Here is a 16305-nt window from a genome sequence, read left to right as displayed (position 1 = left end):
TTACGCACCCCTTGTTTGTGAATCTGGAATTAACAGTGTAATTTCTGTCCCTTTTCCTACAGAACTATCAATCTGTAAAGTAGCCCCTAATTGGTCAGCTTGTTCATTCATATGTAATATACCATAATGTGGCTCATTCTTCGTTTTAACCATAGACTCAAATAGTGAAAAGCCAACTCCATTATCCTTAACTCTTAAAAGCACGTGCTCCCTTTGATAACTGATTAAAACATCAGCCTTTTTTGCTTGCGCATGTTTTACAATGTTTTGCAAACTCTCTTGTAATGTATCAAAAATAACCCTTTCTTTTGAAAAACTAAGCGCACGTGCATGACCCCTTTCATGATATGTAATATCTAGTTCATATTCTTGTTTTAAAGATTTTATTTTACTTGCTATCGCCTGCTTAAGGCCTAATTGTTGTGTCGGATATGGTTTTAAAGCATAAATAGAATAGCGAACTTCTCCTAGGCTTACTCTTAAATCTTTTATGCTTTTCTCTACTACTTGCTGCATATCTTTTGGTTTATCACAGTATTTTTTCTGCGCGGATTCTAGTTGGAATATCACCCCGGCTAATGTTTGCGCAATACCATCGTGAATTTCACGGGCGATTCTATTTCTTTCTTCTAAAATCATTCTTTTTTCCTGTTCAGAAATCAATATCCTTGTTTTAACAACGTTAGCTAATTGGTTAGAAAATGTAGCTAACGACTGTACATCCTCCGGAAAGAAACCTGCATTTCTACTTTTCCCTGCAACAAACATTCCGACTAATTCATCATTTACTATAAGAGGAAAATATACAAGTGAGCGTATAACACTATCAAATATTTCATCTTCAGGAGCCGTGCCAATTTTCCAATCATTAAATACAAGATTTTTAGAAAGTTCCTCAAACTCCCTGATCTTTTCTGAATCATCAGATATATCAGAGCGGACTTTCCCATCTTTTAATAGAATATTCCAGTTCCCATCATCTTTTGTCCATATTACATATGCTTGTATGCCAAAAAACCCTTTAAGTGCTTGTTTAATATGTTTCAAGTTTCCTCCGGTTAATCCTCGACTAATTTCAGTCGTAATAAGGAATAACTCATATAATCGTTCCTTCTCCATCCTTATCCGTACAGAAAAAGAACTAATAACGGAAGTTGCTACAAGTGGAAAAAAGAAAAACAGTACTGTAATTTCGTTTACTTCCACACTATATGTACTAATTAGTACATGCATCAGTGCCGCATAAGAGAAACCAAAAGTTTCGCAAAGAAATACCGTAATAGTTTTTTTATACCATTGATAAATTGAATATGGCTGCGGAAGAAGTATCATTAACAAATCATAAAAGCGATTGTTGAAAAAACAAAAAAACACGCAAAATAATAACAAAGATATTAAATTCTCATACAGAACTGACATACCTATCTTATTAATTATTAAGGACATACATTTGTCTGAAAACCATTTGGCAAAGATCAAACTAAGTGCATGTTGAGTACTATTAAATAACATTCTTTGTATCGGTGAACGACGATGCAGGTGAATAATTAGCGTGACAAGTACAATAGCAACAATAGTTATATGGATTCCAAACTGCCAACTCATAGCGTAAATTATCGGAAAGGTAAGCGAACTAGTTCCTCTCCAAAATCTTACAGGAAAATACTCTGCAATCCCCATAAAAAGTAACAACAATATTAGTATTGTTAGATGAGAAGGGATTTTAATTTCAAGTAAAGATATAGTTATAGTAACCAAACCAAGAAAAGAAATAAAATAAAGATAAAAACTAGCAATCTTTTCTCTCATAAAGATAGAATTTACATCTTTCAAAACAACCCCTTCTTTCCTTATAAAAACTTCATCTTCTCTATTATCCAACAAAAAACCGGCACTGGCAAAATGGAAGGACATCCACTAGCCAATCACCGGCTGTGTACTACACCTAAAAAGGCAAGACACAATACTAGTATATATCAGTTTGTGAAGTTTACCCATTAGTCAAATGGTGTAATTGTACATACTTTTAGACTTAGGTCTACTAATACAAAAGATGTATACGCAATTTAAATTTTGATTCACTAAAAAAATTCTAAGAAAAATAGGAAGGCAATCGTAGTAAATACTTATCTATATTAATTTCATCTAAATCTTTAGGTTATGTATGTGTCAAATACTCCCCATCTAATATTTGCAAATAACCCATGAGATAATCTCCTTATATACTATATATGAAGTTTATCACTTAATATTTATTGAAGAAAAGGCGATGCATACAATATTCAAATCTAATTAACATATCATTTGATTATCGGTAGCGAGATTAAAGAGACTCCCTACTCTTAGAAAGGAACCTCCAATTCATATTATTACCCCATGCCCATCAACTTAAGAATTTTATAACACCCCAAAACAAAAAGTCATGACCTAACTTTCGGGGTCACCTCAAACGAGCCCATGACTTTTTATATGCTATCTCACAAATAATCCGGGAACACTTTACAGCCCTTTTCTTGCTCCATATCATGGCCAAAGAAAATAATCGGATTTTCTTTCTTAACAACATCTTTTAAACGTTTTATTGAAGATAAAGCTAAATCCGAATCAAACCCAGCAAACGGTACTTCATCTTCAAAGTTTTCTTTCGTATATGATGCATCAATAGTTAGCAACACTGGACCTGATTTTTCCGTCTCAATTAATAATGACTGATGACCTGGCGTATGTCCCGGTGTATATATTAATTGCACACCTGGCACTACTTCATAATCTCCTTCAATGATTTTATAGTTTAAATTCGGCAATATACATTCTTTCAAATATTCCTCTCTGTAGAGTGCTACCTCATATTCAGCACGCTGTACAATAATTGGTGTATTTGTAAAAACGCCATTTCCTCCTGCATGATCAAAATGCAAGTGAGAACTAATGATATAAAGAAGATCTTCTGGCTCATATCCGGCACGCTTTAAAATATTTGCGATCCTATCGTTCTCATTCATTTTAGGTAAAACTTGTCCTTCAACAAATGTACCTTTAAAAAGATTCTCATTATTAAGAGCACTTTCTGGCATACCTGTATCTACTAAAATAAGTCCCTCTTTTGTCTCCAAAAGATAACACCAAACAGGTAAGTTTAGTAGTTTACCCGGTGTAAGTGTACTATTAACTGAAGAATGATCCAACATACAACGACCTGCTGGGAGGAAATAAAGCTTCTTTACTGTCATTATGTATCCACCTTTACAAATAATTTAGGATAAAACAATACAATATAATATTTCGCTTATTAGAAATAAACTCCTTTTCACCTTTCATTATTTCAACCATTATTTTTTCAATTGTTCACAACTTTTCATTACAAATTCAGTGATACTGGAAAACCTATGCAGGAATTCAGTCCGCCTTTAGGCATAGGATAAAAGTGTCAACTTTCCGTAGAAAAGTTAACGTCAAGTAACTCCAAAATATATAATAAAGGTTGATTTTAGAGTTACTTTTCCACATTGGAATATCTTGTCTTATTCCCCTTTTTCGGTGGATGGGCAAAAACACCCTAATTCTAGAAATTCATCAGTTTCCATAAAACCAAACTTCTTATACACTGGTCTACCCATTTTTGAAGCCCCAAGCCATATTTGTGAGATACCTGAAATCTTAACTTCATCAACTAATTTAGTTAACAGCTTTGTTGCGATTCCTTGCCCACGATAATTTTCATTAGTATACATATTTGTGATATAAGCCTTTTTTCCAGTCTTATTGGTGTAACAAGGTGGAAATTCATAAAAAATTACTGCACCACAAGCTATAGTTTCTTCATTATCTTCCACTAGCCATTTAATTAAAGTACCTTCACTTAGTTTATTTTTAAAGAAAGCATATAGTTCTCTACCAATATCTATATTAGGTTCTATCCCCTCATCAACTAATTGCTTTTTCTTAACTCGACCAATTTATCAATATCATCGATATTTGCTTTGCGATATTTCAACTTTTCACAACTCCTTTATAAAATTACAACTGACCAGCCCCATAGCATAATTAATTCTCATCATTTTACCATTGGTTCTTATTAAACTAAACTGCCATTAAGTTATTTGGGGTATTTGCTCTTCTTTGCTTGATAGCCATATGTGTACTACCACGAATAGAACGATACCTTTTATATATTTTCTTTCGTAATATTAACCCCATATTCCCTATAAAAATCTAAAATTACAGATGCATTCATACCCAAATCTAATAAATTTTCCGGAAAGTAAATTTTAGAATCCAGAACCATAATATCAGATGTTTGTAAAATGTTCTCTGCTTGGACAGCTGCTCCTAAAGCAGTAAGATGTGTCTGTCCTAACGGATCTGATATGTTCACACATCGCCTATGCAATACACCATTAGCATCATAACCTTTAAGATGAATAACTATGTTATGTGCACTTCCACTTCCGGGTTTATAAAGAATATTTTTTCGTAAGTCATTAAATTTTTCTCCACTAATCAGTTTCCAAATTCCTGTATTCACCAGAGAAACCAGTCCATATGTAGATATTTTACTATCAAAAGCAATCCGAAAGTTAGTCGAAACAGCATGAATTGATTCTGGCAGGGTTACGTGATCAGGAGTATCCAAACGATAACATTTGGTTATATAACCGTTGGGAAAGCGGACTTTGATCGGATCAGTCATTGGATAAGCCTGTCGCATTCCCTCTCGAGCTTTGACTTCAAATGGAATCGTTAACCGGTCCATATATGCTGTTGAATTTGGTCCTGCTTTGTCTTGAAGAGAATATAGTGCGTTGATATCAACCGTAACCTCTTGAATATCTTTTGAATACATTTTAGCAAAAAGGGCTGCTGTCCCTCCCATCCACCCTGAAGCTAATACAACAGGGGATTGGACCTCAACATTTTTTAATCGATCAATAGAACTCTTAAAACGTTCAGTCCAACGAGTAATGTCAACCAATGGGATTTTTTTTTGAACTGCAGATAGAAGTAGTCTATCTTGCGGGTCATTAACCGCATTAACAACTAATGTGAAATTATCATCCAAATTTCTTAACGGATCATCTGTTGTGTTGTCTACAGTGACTATTTTTACTCTATCTGATTCAAAAGGTAACGCTTTCCCTAAAGTTCTTCCTCCTAATCTAATTTCCAAATCAGGATGTCGATCATGTAAAATTTGAGCAATTTGACTACCAACAACACCATACCCACCAACAATTAATACTGTTTTCTTATTCATCTGAAACCTCCATTTTAATTAGTGTGAAATCATAAGTTTAAATGATTAAAAACTTAAACCTTTAAACATAATGTCACTAAAAAAAGGGACAAAGGGTGCCCCTAAACTATAAATGAGTACCTAATTCTTACATTCATCTTCAACTAAAGAAACAAGTTCTTTTAAAAGATTTATTGTTTCATTAAATTCAAGACAATAATACATTTCAGTGCCTTTTTTCTGAACTCGAAGTAACCCTGATTGTTTCAATATTTTCAAATGATGAGATACAGTAGGTCTTGACATGGGAATATGCTCCGCAATTTGCGTCACATTCAAGCTATCTTTATCAATTAAAAGCGATACAATTTGCTGACGAGTTGGATCTCCCAACCCTTGGAAACATGGTCTTAAATTTTCTAAAATATGCATTACTTTATCATTACAGTTCATTTCGCTAACATTACCTTCCGTTTAAGAATTTAATCATTTAAACGTATTATAAATTACATTGCTATCTAATGCAATAAAGAAGTAGCACCAACTTTAATTATAAATATTGAAAGTTTCATAAACAGCCATTTTCAATTTTCCAGATTTGTAAGAATGTCAGTTCTTTTTTCTGTAACAATTGTCAAATTCATTCTAGCTATAACCAGGACAAACCCACGAAATTTACTAAGCTTATATCGGATTGTATCAAGAACTTTCAACTCAAGTAATTCTGCTTCGCCTGTTTATCCTCCTACAGAAAAATGGCGAAAGTTCCACTGTTATGAGAAAAAGAAAGTCTTTAATATTTTAGATGTTGTCTATAATTGTACTCTGTGTCACAAGAAAACAGCATAGCAATAAATAAAATGCCTTAACTTCTCATAAATGACTGTTGTAGTGATATAAAATTTTCGTTATGGGGGTAATTTAAAATATTAACTTAATAGCTATGGGGTACCGCCACACATCCATCAACTTAAAAATTCAAAAATAGGGACTTTGATTTGTCTTGCAATCCCATCCAATGATACTTAGCCTTTTATGAAGGTCATGTTCCTCAGACCGTAGATTTGTCATTGTCTGTCTCAACAATTCGGGTCTGGATCCCTAGAGAATATATGTATGCTAGTTGTGCTCAAGAAAAAATATAGTTTGTCTTCCTACTTTATAAATCCCTTAACATTTCCTGTAACTTTCCTCCGTGTTTTTCAGCAATTCGAAGTCTTCCGCACTTTGAATATCCTCATCAATGTCCATAATTATGAGGAGTCTAAAAATTTGAAGAAAACAACAAAAATAGTGTAAAAAAGCTACATACTATTTTTGTTGTTTTCTTTTTTAATCAGTATAAATTTGTTAATTATTACAAGCGTTTAATTTATTACACTTTTTGCGTGCTTTAATTTCCGCCGGCTGGGCACCAAGCCAATAAGTTGGAAAAGCTGTCCCTTCAGTAACACCCCCATCACGATGCATGTAATAACGCTCATCATGGTTAGCTTTAAAGTTTCCTTCAAGTGCAAGTTCCACCCACTCTGCACCAAAACGAAAAATTTCTGCAGCTACTCCACCAAGCGGGTGAAATTCATTCTCATAGACGCGTATCTCCTTTGGTGCTTCTACAAACTCATAAAGACTTAATGCTTCTTCCAAACGGGTAAGTTCATCAAATTCTCCTATTCCCATGAAGACTGGACAAGTAATCTTTGGCGCCAATTTCCACAGGTTCATCTGGCTACTCAACTCGTTTTCAAAAGCAACTTCATCAGTGTAACCAGACATGTACATAAAATTGGCTTTGAAACTCGGCTGAGCTCTGTTAAAGATGGTATCAAATTCACCATATACACCTTCAAAAGTGGCTATAGCGTTTATACGATTATCACTCGCAGCAGCTCGCATCCCCCAATACCCACTCATACTGATACCAAAAAATCCAATCCGTTTTGGATCAACCTCAGGCCGTTTTAATAGAAAATCGATATAACAACTAACGGCGCGTTCGTAATTAGTCAAATCGACTTTTAGACCTTCAGATACAGATTCACCTTGACCCGGTCCTTCAATTGATAGAGCTATGATACCACGAGACGTATAATAACGTTGCGCAATCTGTATATAGTCTTCCTTAATCATATCCATACCTGGACCTAATATTACTGCTGGTGCATTCTGAACTTCACCTGAGGGCAAATGAAGTAATGCATATATCTGTTTGCCTTCAAATTCTAGTACTATACGTTGTACTGTTCCTCCTCCAAGTGATGAAATAGCTGCCACACATTCGTTACAACGTTCTCGAAATGCCAATTTTCGTGGATCATCATTAAAATATGAATATTGTGCACGTCCCCACATAACAGCAGCTCGCTGATATAGATCACGAGCAGTAACAGTGAATCCCTTTTGTTCATAATGTTTTGCACGTTCTTGAGCCTGAGAAGCAACCGTCGCCCATGCTTTTGGTATCATTGCTCCACTCTTTACTTGAGAAAAAACTTTATCAAAATCAGTGTGGTCATGTCCTAACTGTTCCATAGTTGCCTTTGCTTCAGGATGCAAAGCATCAAACCCACCAAGTGCAAGGGCTATATCTAAAGCCCATCCTTGAGATTGTGAACGTTGAGTCATAATAATCATCCTTCATTATTTTAATTAAGTACTTAACAATTAAGTACTTAATTAAAATAATGAAGGATAATATGTACTTTTGTCAAGACTACAAACCAAGTCGTCTTATTATTTTATTGATGATTTAAGGTGAGCATATATAATATTGCTTGGAAAATGAATAGCCAGTCTCTACTTAATTTGACTCTACTCTTTTTCATATGTTAATGTTAACACCATATAATTAAGTACTTAGTTAACGGGAAAATGGTGATGTTATGAAAAATTCTTCAAATAAGTTAACTGCGATAGACGAACTTAGTCAAGCTATATATAGTCTGACTGCAGCCGATGGACGTTTAAGAGGGCGAGCTACTCGTACATTAGGGGCAGTTTCAATGGTCCATGCTCGAACCCTTAAAGTATTAGCTGAAGAAGGCGAATTGTCAGTCAAAGAATTAGCTGATCGAGCAGAAACTACCGCCGCTGGTATTACTCAATTAATCAATGGATTACAACAGGCTGGTTACGTTGAGCGTGTTCGTTCAAATAACGACCGGAGAGTTGTCAATGTCCAACTTACGCCTAGTGGTTTAAACTGTCACTTAGAAAGAGAGAAAAAACTAAAACATATTCTTAATGCGAACCTTTCAGATTTTGATCCAGAGCAAATCGAGAAATCCTCTGAAATAATTAGGTGTCTAGTTCATGTCCTTGACCAACTATAATAGTATTCTAAAGCTTTCTTGAGTTTTTAGAACTAACACATCGCTATTATGCTAAAAGAACTAGTTACCCCAAAATAATAAAACCGCATCTCCAATTATTAGATAAATATCTAATCCATTGGAAATGCGGTTCACTTAGGTCATTGATGTTTCAGCTATTCTCTTTATTTGAAAATTACATCTACCATACTAATTTAATATTATATTCCTGAAGCCAACTATTAACTTGAAGTAAATAATCTATTATACCTCGTGCATCATTACCTGAAATTACTTCGTCTTTTCCTTCTGCAATAGCACGAACTCTTTCTACATTAATCAATGGCAAAATAGGTGATTCAGGATTGTTCAACACATGTAACATCCAATCACTAATACCTTGTACATAAGAGGCATCCTTTGTGCTTGGATATGCACTTTTTTTGCGATAACGCACATCTTCTGGAAGTACATTTTCAAAAGCTCGACGTAAAATACCTTTTTCAATATTGTCTATGCTTTTCATTTCGAATGGGACATTCCATAAGTATTCTACAAGCCGGTAATCGCAAAATGGAACTCGTACTTCAAAGCCATTCATCATACTTGTGCGATCTTTTCGTTCTAGCATAAATGGCAAGAAACGTGTAATAAACATGTAAGACATTTGACGTTGCTTCATTTGCAGATCACTTTCACCTTCTAAAAAAGGAACCTCAGCAACCGCATCTTCAAATTTTTGTTTTTGATATTTTTCAGGGCTAATCTTCGCTTTAAAATCCTCTGATAGAATTTCTGTGCTATACCATAAATTAACACTCCAAGGGAATATCTCTGCATCTAGAAACTTCTCTTGATGGAACCATGGATATCCTGAGAATACTTCATCTGCGGATTCGCCTGAAAGTGCAACTGTTGCGTCTTTTTTCATTTCCTTAAATAGCAAATAAAGAGACGTTTCCAGTTCTCCAACTCCAGGTAGATCACGCGCTCGCATTGGAGTTAATAAATACTCTATTAAACTATCTGATCCTAACTCTATAGAATGATGCTTTGTTCCTACATATTCAGCCACACGTTTCACCCAAGGTTCATCACGATCAAAACGAAGGAAGTCTTGCTCAAAGTCTTTTTCATCATTGATGAAATTCAGGGAATATGTATGAAGGCGTTCCCCTTTATTCCCAAATTCATTTCCTGCTAAACCTGTTAAACCACTGGAATCTAAACCTCCGGAAAGCATAGATACCACTGGTTTATCAGCAATTAACTGCCGTTTAACCGTATCTTGTAAAATGGAGCGGATTGTCTCGACTGTTGTATCAATATCATCTACATGTTTTTTACTTTCAAGTTTCCAATACTGTGTCGTAGTCGAGCCATTAGAGGTAAACGTCATATAATGGCCAGCACGCACTTCATGTATATCCTTGAAAATAGCATGACCAGGAGTACGTGTTGGTCCAAGGCAGAATATTTCAGAAAGTCCTTCTTTATCTACCTCTGCATCTACAAATGGATGCGAAAGTAAAACTTTTAATTCTGAACCAAAAAGAACTGCACTTCCCCTTTGAGCAAAAAATAAAGGTTTCACACCTAGATGATCACGACCAAGCATCAATTTCCCAAATCTTTCATCCCAAATACCAAAAGCAAAAATCCCATTTAAGTGTTGAACACAATCTTCTTGCCATTCTAAGTAAGCGTGTAGTAATACCTCTGTATCCGACTTGGTCTGAAATTCATGACCTTTCTCCTCAAGTTCTTTACGTAATTCTTGATAGTTATAAATTTCTCCATTGAACGTAAGGCCAATCGTATTATTTCCATCTTTATACAGCATAGGTTGAAGGCCACCTTCAGGATCAATGACGATGAGACGTCGATGACCTAATGCCGCTCGTTTTGAAAACCAATGCCCCTCTGCGTCAGGTCCTCGGTGAATGATAGCATCTGTCATTTTTTTTAACGTTTCTTGTTCATTAGACAGGTCTTTAGACCAGTCTATCCACCCTGCAATTCCACACATAGTGTCTACCTTCTCTCAAATAGTATAGAAACCGACTAAAATCAAATATCAGTCGGTTTTTCGTAAAAAAATCCGACTAAAATCATCTTTTAGTCATGTTTATATAATAAAATGAATTGAATAAAAAATCAAATAATTCACTCAAGAAAGAAATCACCGTCCCCTTTCACTTGAATTCTCATCGTCCGATTAAAAAATTATTACCTTAAACTTTCATTTTCATCCTAAGTGATACAGTTGCATTCTATTATAGTTATATACTAGAAATAAGAATGGTGTATGTTATTCTATAAGAAGCAAATAGAGGACTTTCTATTAGGATTTACAAAATTAGAAATGAACTAATACAGAATGTAAAGACAGAAAACTTCGCTAAATATTTCAAGGATAGGGTGTAGACAATGATCAAATTAGAAAAAGAAAATAAAAAAATGAAAATCATTCAATCTGCCACAATACTGTTCTCTACGCGTGGTGTCCGTAACACAACGGTTGATGAAATTGCAAAGACAGCTAAAGTTGGTAAAGGTACTATTTATTATTACTATACAGATAAAACTGAAATATTATGTGACTGCTATATGCGTCATATTCAGCTTAAACGCTCACAATTATTTAATTTATATAAAGAAGAAAAAGATGTTTTACTTCGAATACAAAAAATTCTTCATTATATCAGCCTAGAATATCATCAAGATCCATTTGTTTCTACACTCTTTCAAGAATATAAAGAGTACCATTCACCTGAAATTACAACTTGTTTTAAACAATCTGAAGAAGAAGCAATTAACATGATAAGTAATTTACTTGAAAAAGGTTATCAGCAAGGAGCTTTGCATAAGGTCCCATTACCGCTTACAGCTTTTATGTTAGTACGAATGATTTTTAACTACGAACAGGATTATATAAAAGATGATAAAAGTGATACAGAATTTCTGCAGTTGCTAAAACATATGCTTCTTAAAAACTAGTTTTAACCACATACAAAAAATAAGTGCGGTGCAATTATATGAAGAAGAACGTGAATAATGGCGGTTTTTTATGAGTTCTTTTCACTCTAGACAAACATACGAAATATCCAACGCTTATGTAGAAATGAATGAAAAAATCATATAAATTTTTCTAAAATTAGAAAGCCTATACTTAAATCTACAATAAAATAGCCCAGTAAAAAGAGCGTGTTTCATCTATCTAAACACGCTCTTACAAATATTTAAACCCTATATGATTTGCTTATTCCATTCTGATTTTCTTTTAACTAATACATCTCTTTATATACGATTATCATGCCAGAAGTTTATTGGAAAATGATTATTCTCATCATAAGCTTCAAATTCATACCCTTTTTCTTTTAATCCTTTTATTATTGCTGGAACTGCTGCGACAGATTGTGGATGAATATCGTGCATTAAAACAATTTCCTTTGAAGACGTCGCACCTACTAAGACATTTTGAACAATTTTTGCGGCCGCTACATCCACAGGTAATTTATTGTATTTCCAATCTAAAGAATCAATTGTCCAATCCCATACTTTCAAATCATTTCCGACCACTTCATTTCGAAGTGATTCATTTAAGCCAGGCATTGATCCATATGGTGGACGTGTTAATTTCGGTGTGTTTCCAATAACATTTCTAATTAAAGATTGATCTTCTTTCATTTCCTTAACATATTCCTGATTGGTGTACAGCTTTTTAAAATCATGTGTCATACTATGCATGCCCACATAATGGTTTTCTACATGCTCTCGTTTCACTAAATCTGGGAACCTTTTCACGTTATCGCCAATTAAAAAGAATGTTGCTTTCACATCATTTTTCTTTAATACATCTAATAGATTAGCTGTATATTTTCCTGGTCCATCATCAAAAGTTAAATATACAACTTTTCTTTCTTTACCATCAAAACGATTAGGTATCGATTTTTTCAATTCATTTTTAGGTAGACTGCTCACTTGTTGAACACTATTTGCCTCTTCCGCATTTACCAGCTTAGGATTCGTAATAGATTGAAACATGTAATACCCTATTGCTACTAATGTAATAGCCAACAATACACTTATAATTCTTTTTTTCTTAAGCTTAATTTTCATATTATAATCTTCTTTCTATCAAATCATTCCACTTTATGTCGTTTAGTTTTACTATCCTATTTGTTTATTAAGTTTTTTAACTTAACCAATCTCAATTTTGGACTAATCATTTTAATAATCTATATAGGTGAAAATTAGTGCCCTGCACTAGCGTTCATGGCATTTCCTATAATAGTTAGAACTACTGGAAATAATACTGGTCCTAAGGTAAGGACAATGTTTAAAAGTATAATAAAACTATATAGTAAGCTGTAATTTTTACTATTACGGTTTTCGAATACTAGGATGACTAATGTTATTATAGTAATTAAATGTAATAATAAAATTATCAACCAATAATACATCATTATAGTAAGATTCCACTTTCCTAATAGTTGGTATGTTACCCCTATTATTATCCCTAATATAGTAGCATTAAAGGAAATAAACAAAGTTCTTTTTAGTATTTTAGGAAATGTTTTGTGATCCACAGTTTTATTATATAAACCGATTAAAATGCCCAAAGATAGATATGCCAGTAATAACCCTACCCAATTCCAGATCCAATCTTGATCCCCCATTAAATTAAACAAAAGCGAAAGGATCCCTCCTACTGCAAGAATCGAGGAGATCATAATACTATTTAAAGCTGATTTCATACTATTTTCACTTCCTTAAAAATTTTACAATACAGCATTGAAGTCTACTCTTAAGTTGTCCTTTACTTATTAGAATCCTTTTCATTAAAAATCTTGTATGGAAATCCCATCATATAATACGGTCATCATACCTATTAGCATATACGGAAAATGGTAGGCCCAGCAAAAATTACATGTCCATGATCCCGTACAATAATTTTTAAACCGAACGAAACACCACCAAATCCTACTCCACACGGTAGATATACAAATAGAGGATGCGATTCATCAACTTTTATTTGTATATCAATTATTCAGACGAGTAGCAGCTACTGCATAACCTTAAAATAAATGCTTTGATTTTTCATCGTCAATCAAATAGCACATTTGATTCTTATTAACTTGTATTCTTCCTTCTTCTACTGCTTTACTATAGCCCGCTGTATATTCAAAAATAGTAGCCCCTTTGTTTCTAAGTAAATCTTTTTCCCACTTTTTCGCAGCTGCTGCCATATGTACATATGATGTTTTAAACTTAATCATAATTTATTATAATTAAGTATATATTAACAATATATTAAGTATAAGTAAATAAAATTAATAATTATTTAATTTTATTTACTTATTTAAAGGGGATTACATATATGAACGATATTAATGTTGGTCACAGAATTAGGGCATTTAGAAAAGGTGCCGGATTAACCAGTAAGCGTTTAGCAGAGTTAGCTGATATAACACCTTCCATGTTAAGTCAGATTGAAAAAGGAATCACAAATCCTTCATTACAAACACTAAAATTAATTTCTGTAGCATTAAATATTCCATTGTTTAATTTTTTCTTAGAGGATACCAATACAGAAGAATTAGTTGTACGAGCTAACCAAAGGAAAAAAATAATTTTTCCTGAAAGCGGCAATGTTTCGTATGAGCTATTATCTCCTAATTTAGATGGAGCACTAGAATTGGCTTTAATGAATCTGTTACCTCAAACTGCTTCATCTATGGAGCCTGTGGCACATAAAGGGGAAGAAATAGCATTTATTATGGAAGGACAAGTGAAACTATATCTAAATGATGCGGTTTTACTTCTCAATACAGGTGATAGTGTTAAAATCCCACCTTATGCAAAGCATAAGTGGGAAAACACTTCTTTAAACAAAGTCACTGTTATATTTGGAGTAACTCCACCATCTTTTTAATTTCAAATACTAGCGAAGAAAAGTTAGAGAAAATAATTCTCTAACTTTTCTTGTATACATAACTTTATTTTAAGAAAGTAAAAAACTTGTCTCTCAATTATATGAGATTAAAACTAGTGAAATAGATCTTTTTAATTACATACTTAATTTACTTTTTAATGTCCAGTATTTTTCTCCATTCGCTTCAAAAGAGAATTCTACCCATCCATTTGGATCTTCACGATAAATAAAGATGGTTGTTCCAGGAGTTACTGTACCAACTTTATTCTCCTCGACAGCTACATCTGGTCTACTTTTAATTTTTAAATTAAATGGATAAGGTACCTGATAGTAAGTAGCTGATGATACAACATTTGAGCTTGAATCGTCTGCATACATTTTATATGGAATTTCATTAGATAACGCGTCGACATCTAATGTTTCAGGATTCTTTGGTAATTTTTTTGCATATGTATAGTCTTCTACACGAAACGGTTTAATACGTTCCATAATGCCTGCAATTTTCTTAGCCCAGCCTTTATCTGATGCATATTTCACGTTCATGCCAGTTAATGTTGGCCCGTTATAATACATACCGCTTTCTTCCAAATATCTTTCTCGTACATAATTAGCATTATAAGCAATGCTATCGCCGTAGCTTGGTAAATATTTCGCATATTTAAACGGATCTCCATCATATGCACGTAGACCGAATAGATTATGTTTTTGATATGCGATTTCTGATTTTCCGTATCCAGATTCTAAAATCGCATGCGCTGCTAAATAATGAGCACTCACACCATATTGATTTTGCGCATTGATAAAATCTTGCCCATGGCCAACTAAAGGACTATCCGAATGATATTTCGCAATAAAACTATCAATCTCTTGAGCTGTAATTTTCGAAGCCACTGTTAAATTTAAATCTTCATATGAGGTAGCAGTAATAATCTCTTTTTCATCGTTTAAATTTTGTTGTAACATATCTGTTTTTGCAGTAAGTTGAGCAGCTTCAGCACGTGTTATAAATCTATTTGGTTGCCAACCGTTCTCGGTACCATTAGAGATTTTTAAATCTATTAAAATATTGGCGTATTTTTCTCCCCAATGCCCTTTTAAATCTACAAATCTAACCTGCTCGTTATGATTTGCTGTGCTTTGTAGTTTATATGCATTTACTAACATCGTAGCCATAGCAGCGCGAGTTACTTTTCCAGATGGATTGAAGATTCCATTACCTTCACCCTTAACAATACCAGCTCTTTCAGCAGCAGCAATATAAGGAGTAGCCCAGTGATTTTGTGAATCAGTAAAAGATGGTTTTGCATTAGGATCAATTTGTATCCCTAAAACTTTTGTCATAATTTTTGTAGCCGAAGCTCTGTCCAATGAGTCATTTGAACCAAAAGTTCCATCTGGATAACCATTCAATACCTGTTTATCAACTAAATAATTAACAGATTTATCGGCCCATACAGGAACATCAGGGAATGTATGAGTATCTGCTAAAATATTAGAAGAATAGGATAATATAGATCCTGCAAGGATACCTGTTGCAATTAATTTGTGCTTCATTAAAATATACACCTCTACCATTGTATTTATCAAATTGGGATTTTCTATTTTTATATTTACATGTTTGTAATAATAATAAAATCGTATTATCACACATTCAATTTGATGTAACGAGTATAGTTACTTATATACACAAGTGTCAATGAGTGCCTTTTACAAAAATGTATAATATTTACATTATTTTAAATTTACATGATCTTATAATTGACTTAGGTATAAATTTTGTAAAGGACTTTTTGATAGATTACTTATTAGCTTACCTGAAGAAA

The 16305-nt window shown here is 33.6% G+C and carries 13 protein-coding genes and 1 pseudogene; 3 read left to right on the top strand and 11 right to left on the bottom strand.

Annotation, left to right across the window (positions count from 1 at the left end; all coding sequences use genetic code 11):
• The 6 genes and pseudogenes from BUA87_RS03740 to BUA87_RS03710 all read right to left on the bottom strand — a co-directional run bounded on the left by BUA87_RS03740 (position 1) and on the right by BUA87_RS03710 (position 7858).
• Positions 1-1833, bottom strand: a complete 1833-nt coding sequence (locus BUA87_RS03740) for a GAF domain-containing sensor histidine kinase (protein WP_002094017.1) — start codon at positions 1831-1833, stop codon at positions 1-3.
• Between the two features lie 644 nt (positions 1834-2477).
• The gene (gene aiiA, locus BUA87_RS03735) at positions 2478-3230 is read right to left on the bottom strand and encodes a quorum-quenching N-acyl homoserine lactonase AiiA (RefSeq protein WP_000216603.1); all 753 of its coding nucleotides are present in this window, start codon (positions 3228-3230) and stop codon (positions 2478-2480) included.
• 291 nt (positions 3231-3521) lie between these two features.
• A pseudogene (locus BUA87_RS03730) lies at positions 3522-3994 on the bottom strand (GNAT family N-acetyltransferase).
• A 171-nt stretch (positions 3995-4165) separates the two neighbouring features.
• Entirely contained in the window at positions 4166-5254 is a 1089-nt protein-coding gene (locus BUA87_RS03725; RefSeq protein ID WP_072938460.1) for a saccharopine dehydrogenase family protein, read from the bottom strand.
• A 120-nt stretch (positions 5255-5374) separates the two neighbouring features.
• Positions 5375-5686, bottom strand: a complete 312-nt coding sequence (locus tag BUA87_RS03720; RefSeq protein ID WP_000995770.1) for an ArsR/SmtB family transcription factor — start codon at positions 5684-5686, stop codon at positions 5375-5377.
• An 897-nt stretch (positions 5687-6583) separates the two neighbouring features.
• A complete protein-coding gene (locus BUA87_RS03710; protein WP_061660955.1) occupies positions 6584-7858 on the bottom strand; it encodes an alpha/beta hydrolase in 1275 nt (424 codons plus the stop codon).
• A gap of 257 nt (positions 7859-8115) precedes the next feature.
• Here BUA87_RS03710 and BUA87_RS03705 point away from each other — a divergent pair, with 257 nt between their 5' ends.
• Positions 8116-8565: a MarR family winged helix-turn-helix transcriptional regulator gene (locus BUA87_RS03705; RefSeq protein ID WP_000798525.1), complete on the top strand. Its 450-nt coding sequence runs from the start codon at positions 8116-8118 to the stop codon at positions 8563-8565.
• A 181-nt stretch (positions 8566-8746) separates the two neighbouring features.
• Here the strand turns inward: BUA87_RS03705 and asnB are convergent, their stop codons facing one another.
• The gene (gene asnB / locus BUA87_RS03700; RefSeq protein WP_071714852.1) at positions 8747-10573 is read right to left on the bottom strand and encodes an asparagine synthase (glutamine-hydrolyzing); all 1827 of its coding nucleotides are present in this window, start codon (positions 10571-10573) and stop codon (positions 8747-8749) included.
• 401 nt (positions 10574-10974) lie between these two features.
• Between asnB and BUA87_RS03695 the strand changes: the two genes are divergently transcribed.
• Positions 10975-11544, top strand: a complete 570-nt coding sequence (locus BUA87_RS03695; RefSeq protein WP_000593069.1) for a TetR/AcrR family transcriptional regulator — start codon at positions 10975-10977, stop codon at positions 11542-11544.
• Positions 11545-11844: 300 nt separating this feature from the next.
• Here the strand turns inward: BUA87_RS03695 and BUA87_RS03690 are convergent, their stop codons facing one another.
• The 3 genes from BUA87_RS03690 to BUA87_RS03680 form a co-directional block, all read right to left on the bottom strand.
• Complete coding sequence (locus tag BUA87_RS03690) at positions 11845-12666, bottom strand: peptidoglycan-N-acetylglucosamine deacetylase (protein WP_072938457.1); 822 nt, start codon at positions 12664-12666, stop codon at positions 11845-11847.
• A gap of 134 nt (positions 12667-12800) precedes the next feature.
• Positions 12801-13304 carry a DUF3902 family protein gene (locus tag BUA87_RS03685; protein WP_000833547.1) on the bottom strand — a complete coding sequence of 168 codons (504 nt, stop codon included), beginning with the start codon at positions 13302-13304 and terminating at the stop codon, positions 12801-12803.
• 321 nt (positions 13305-13625) lie between these two features.
• On the bottom strand, positions 13626-13826 hold the full coding sequence (locus tag BUA87_RS03680) for a hypothetical protein (RefSeq protein ID WP_002094015.1): 201 nt from the start codon (positions 13824-13826) through the stop codon (positions 13626-13628).
• 101 nt (positions 13827-13927) lie between these two features.
• On the opposite strand from BUA87_RS03680, the gene BUA87_RS03675 reads away from it, so the two are divergent.
• Positions 13928-14482, top strand: coding sequence for a helix-turn-helix domain-containing protein (locus BUA87_RS03675; protein WP_000997928.1), 555 nt, complete (start codon positions 13928-13930; stop codon positions 14480-14482).
• Between the two features lie 135 nt (positions 14483-14617).
• Here BUA87_RS03675 and BUA87_RS03670 read toward each other — a convergent pair whose 3' ends face one another.
• On the bottom strand, positions 14618-16036 hold the full coding sequence (locus tag BUA87_RS03670; protein WP_025118711.1) for an S-layer homology domain-containing protein: 1419 nt from the start codon (positions 16034-16036) through the stop codon (positions 14618-14620).
• Between the last annotated feature and the right edge of the window lie 269 nt (positions 16037-16305).

Source organism: Bacillus sp. bc15 (assembly GCF_900142585.1).
Lineage (GTDB): Bacteria > Bacillota > Bacilli > Bacillales > Bacillaceae_G > Bacillus_A > Bacillus_A cereus.
Note: the sequence above shows the minus strand (reverse complement) of the source record. Positions and strands in the feature narration are given on the sequence as shown.

Coding starts and splice junctions, on each gene's coding strand:
- aiiA (WP_000216603.1), bottom strand. CDS start 3,230: ATGACAGTAAAGAAGCTTTATTTCCTCCCAGCAGGTCGTTGTATGTTG.
- BUA87_RS03725 (WP_072938460.1), bottom strand. CDS start 5,254: ATGAATAAGAAAACAGTATTAATTGTTGGTGGGTATGGTGTTGTTGGT.
- BUA87_RS03720 (WP_000995770.1), bottom strand. CDS start 5,686: ATGAACTGTAATGATAAAGTAATGCATATTTTAGAAAATTTAAGACCA.
- BUA87_RS03710 (WP_061660955.1), bottom strand. CDS start 7,858: ATGACTCAACGTTCACAATCTCAAGGATGGGCTTTAGATATAGCCCTT.
- BUA87_RS03705 (WP_000798525.1), top strand. CDS start 8,116: ATGAAAAATTCTTCAAATAAGTTAACTGCGATAGACGAACTTAGTCAA.
- asnB (WP_071714852.1), bottom strand. CDS start 10,573: ATGTGTGGAATTGCAGGGTGGATAGACTGGTCTAAAGACCTGTCTAAT.
- BUA87_RS03695 (WP_000593069.1), top strand. CDS start 10,975: ATGATCAAATTAGAAAAAGAAAATAAAAAAATGAAAATCATTCAATCT.
- BUA87_RS03690 (WP_072938457.1), bottom strand. CDS start 12,666: ATGAAAATTAAGCTTAAGAAAAAAAGAATTATAAGTGTATTGTTGGCT.
- BUA87_RS03685 (WP_000833547.1), bottom strand. CDS start 13,304: ATGAAATCAGCTTTAAATAGTATTATGATCTCCTCGATTCTTGCAGTA.
- BUA87_RS03680 (WP_002094015.1), bottom strand. CDS start 13,826: ATGATTAAGTTTAAAACATCATATGTACATATGGCAGCAGCTGCGAAA.
- BUA87_RS03675 (WP_000997928.1), top strand. CDS start 13,928: ATGAACGATATTAATGTTGGTCACAGAATTAGGGCATTTAGAAAAGGT.
- BUA87_RS03670 (WP_025118711.1), bottom strand. CDS start 16,036: ATGAAGCACAAATTAATTGCAACAGGTATCCTTGCAGGATCTATATTA.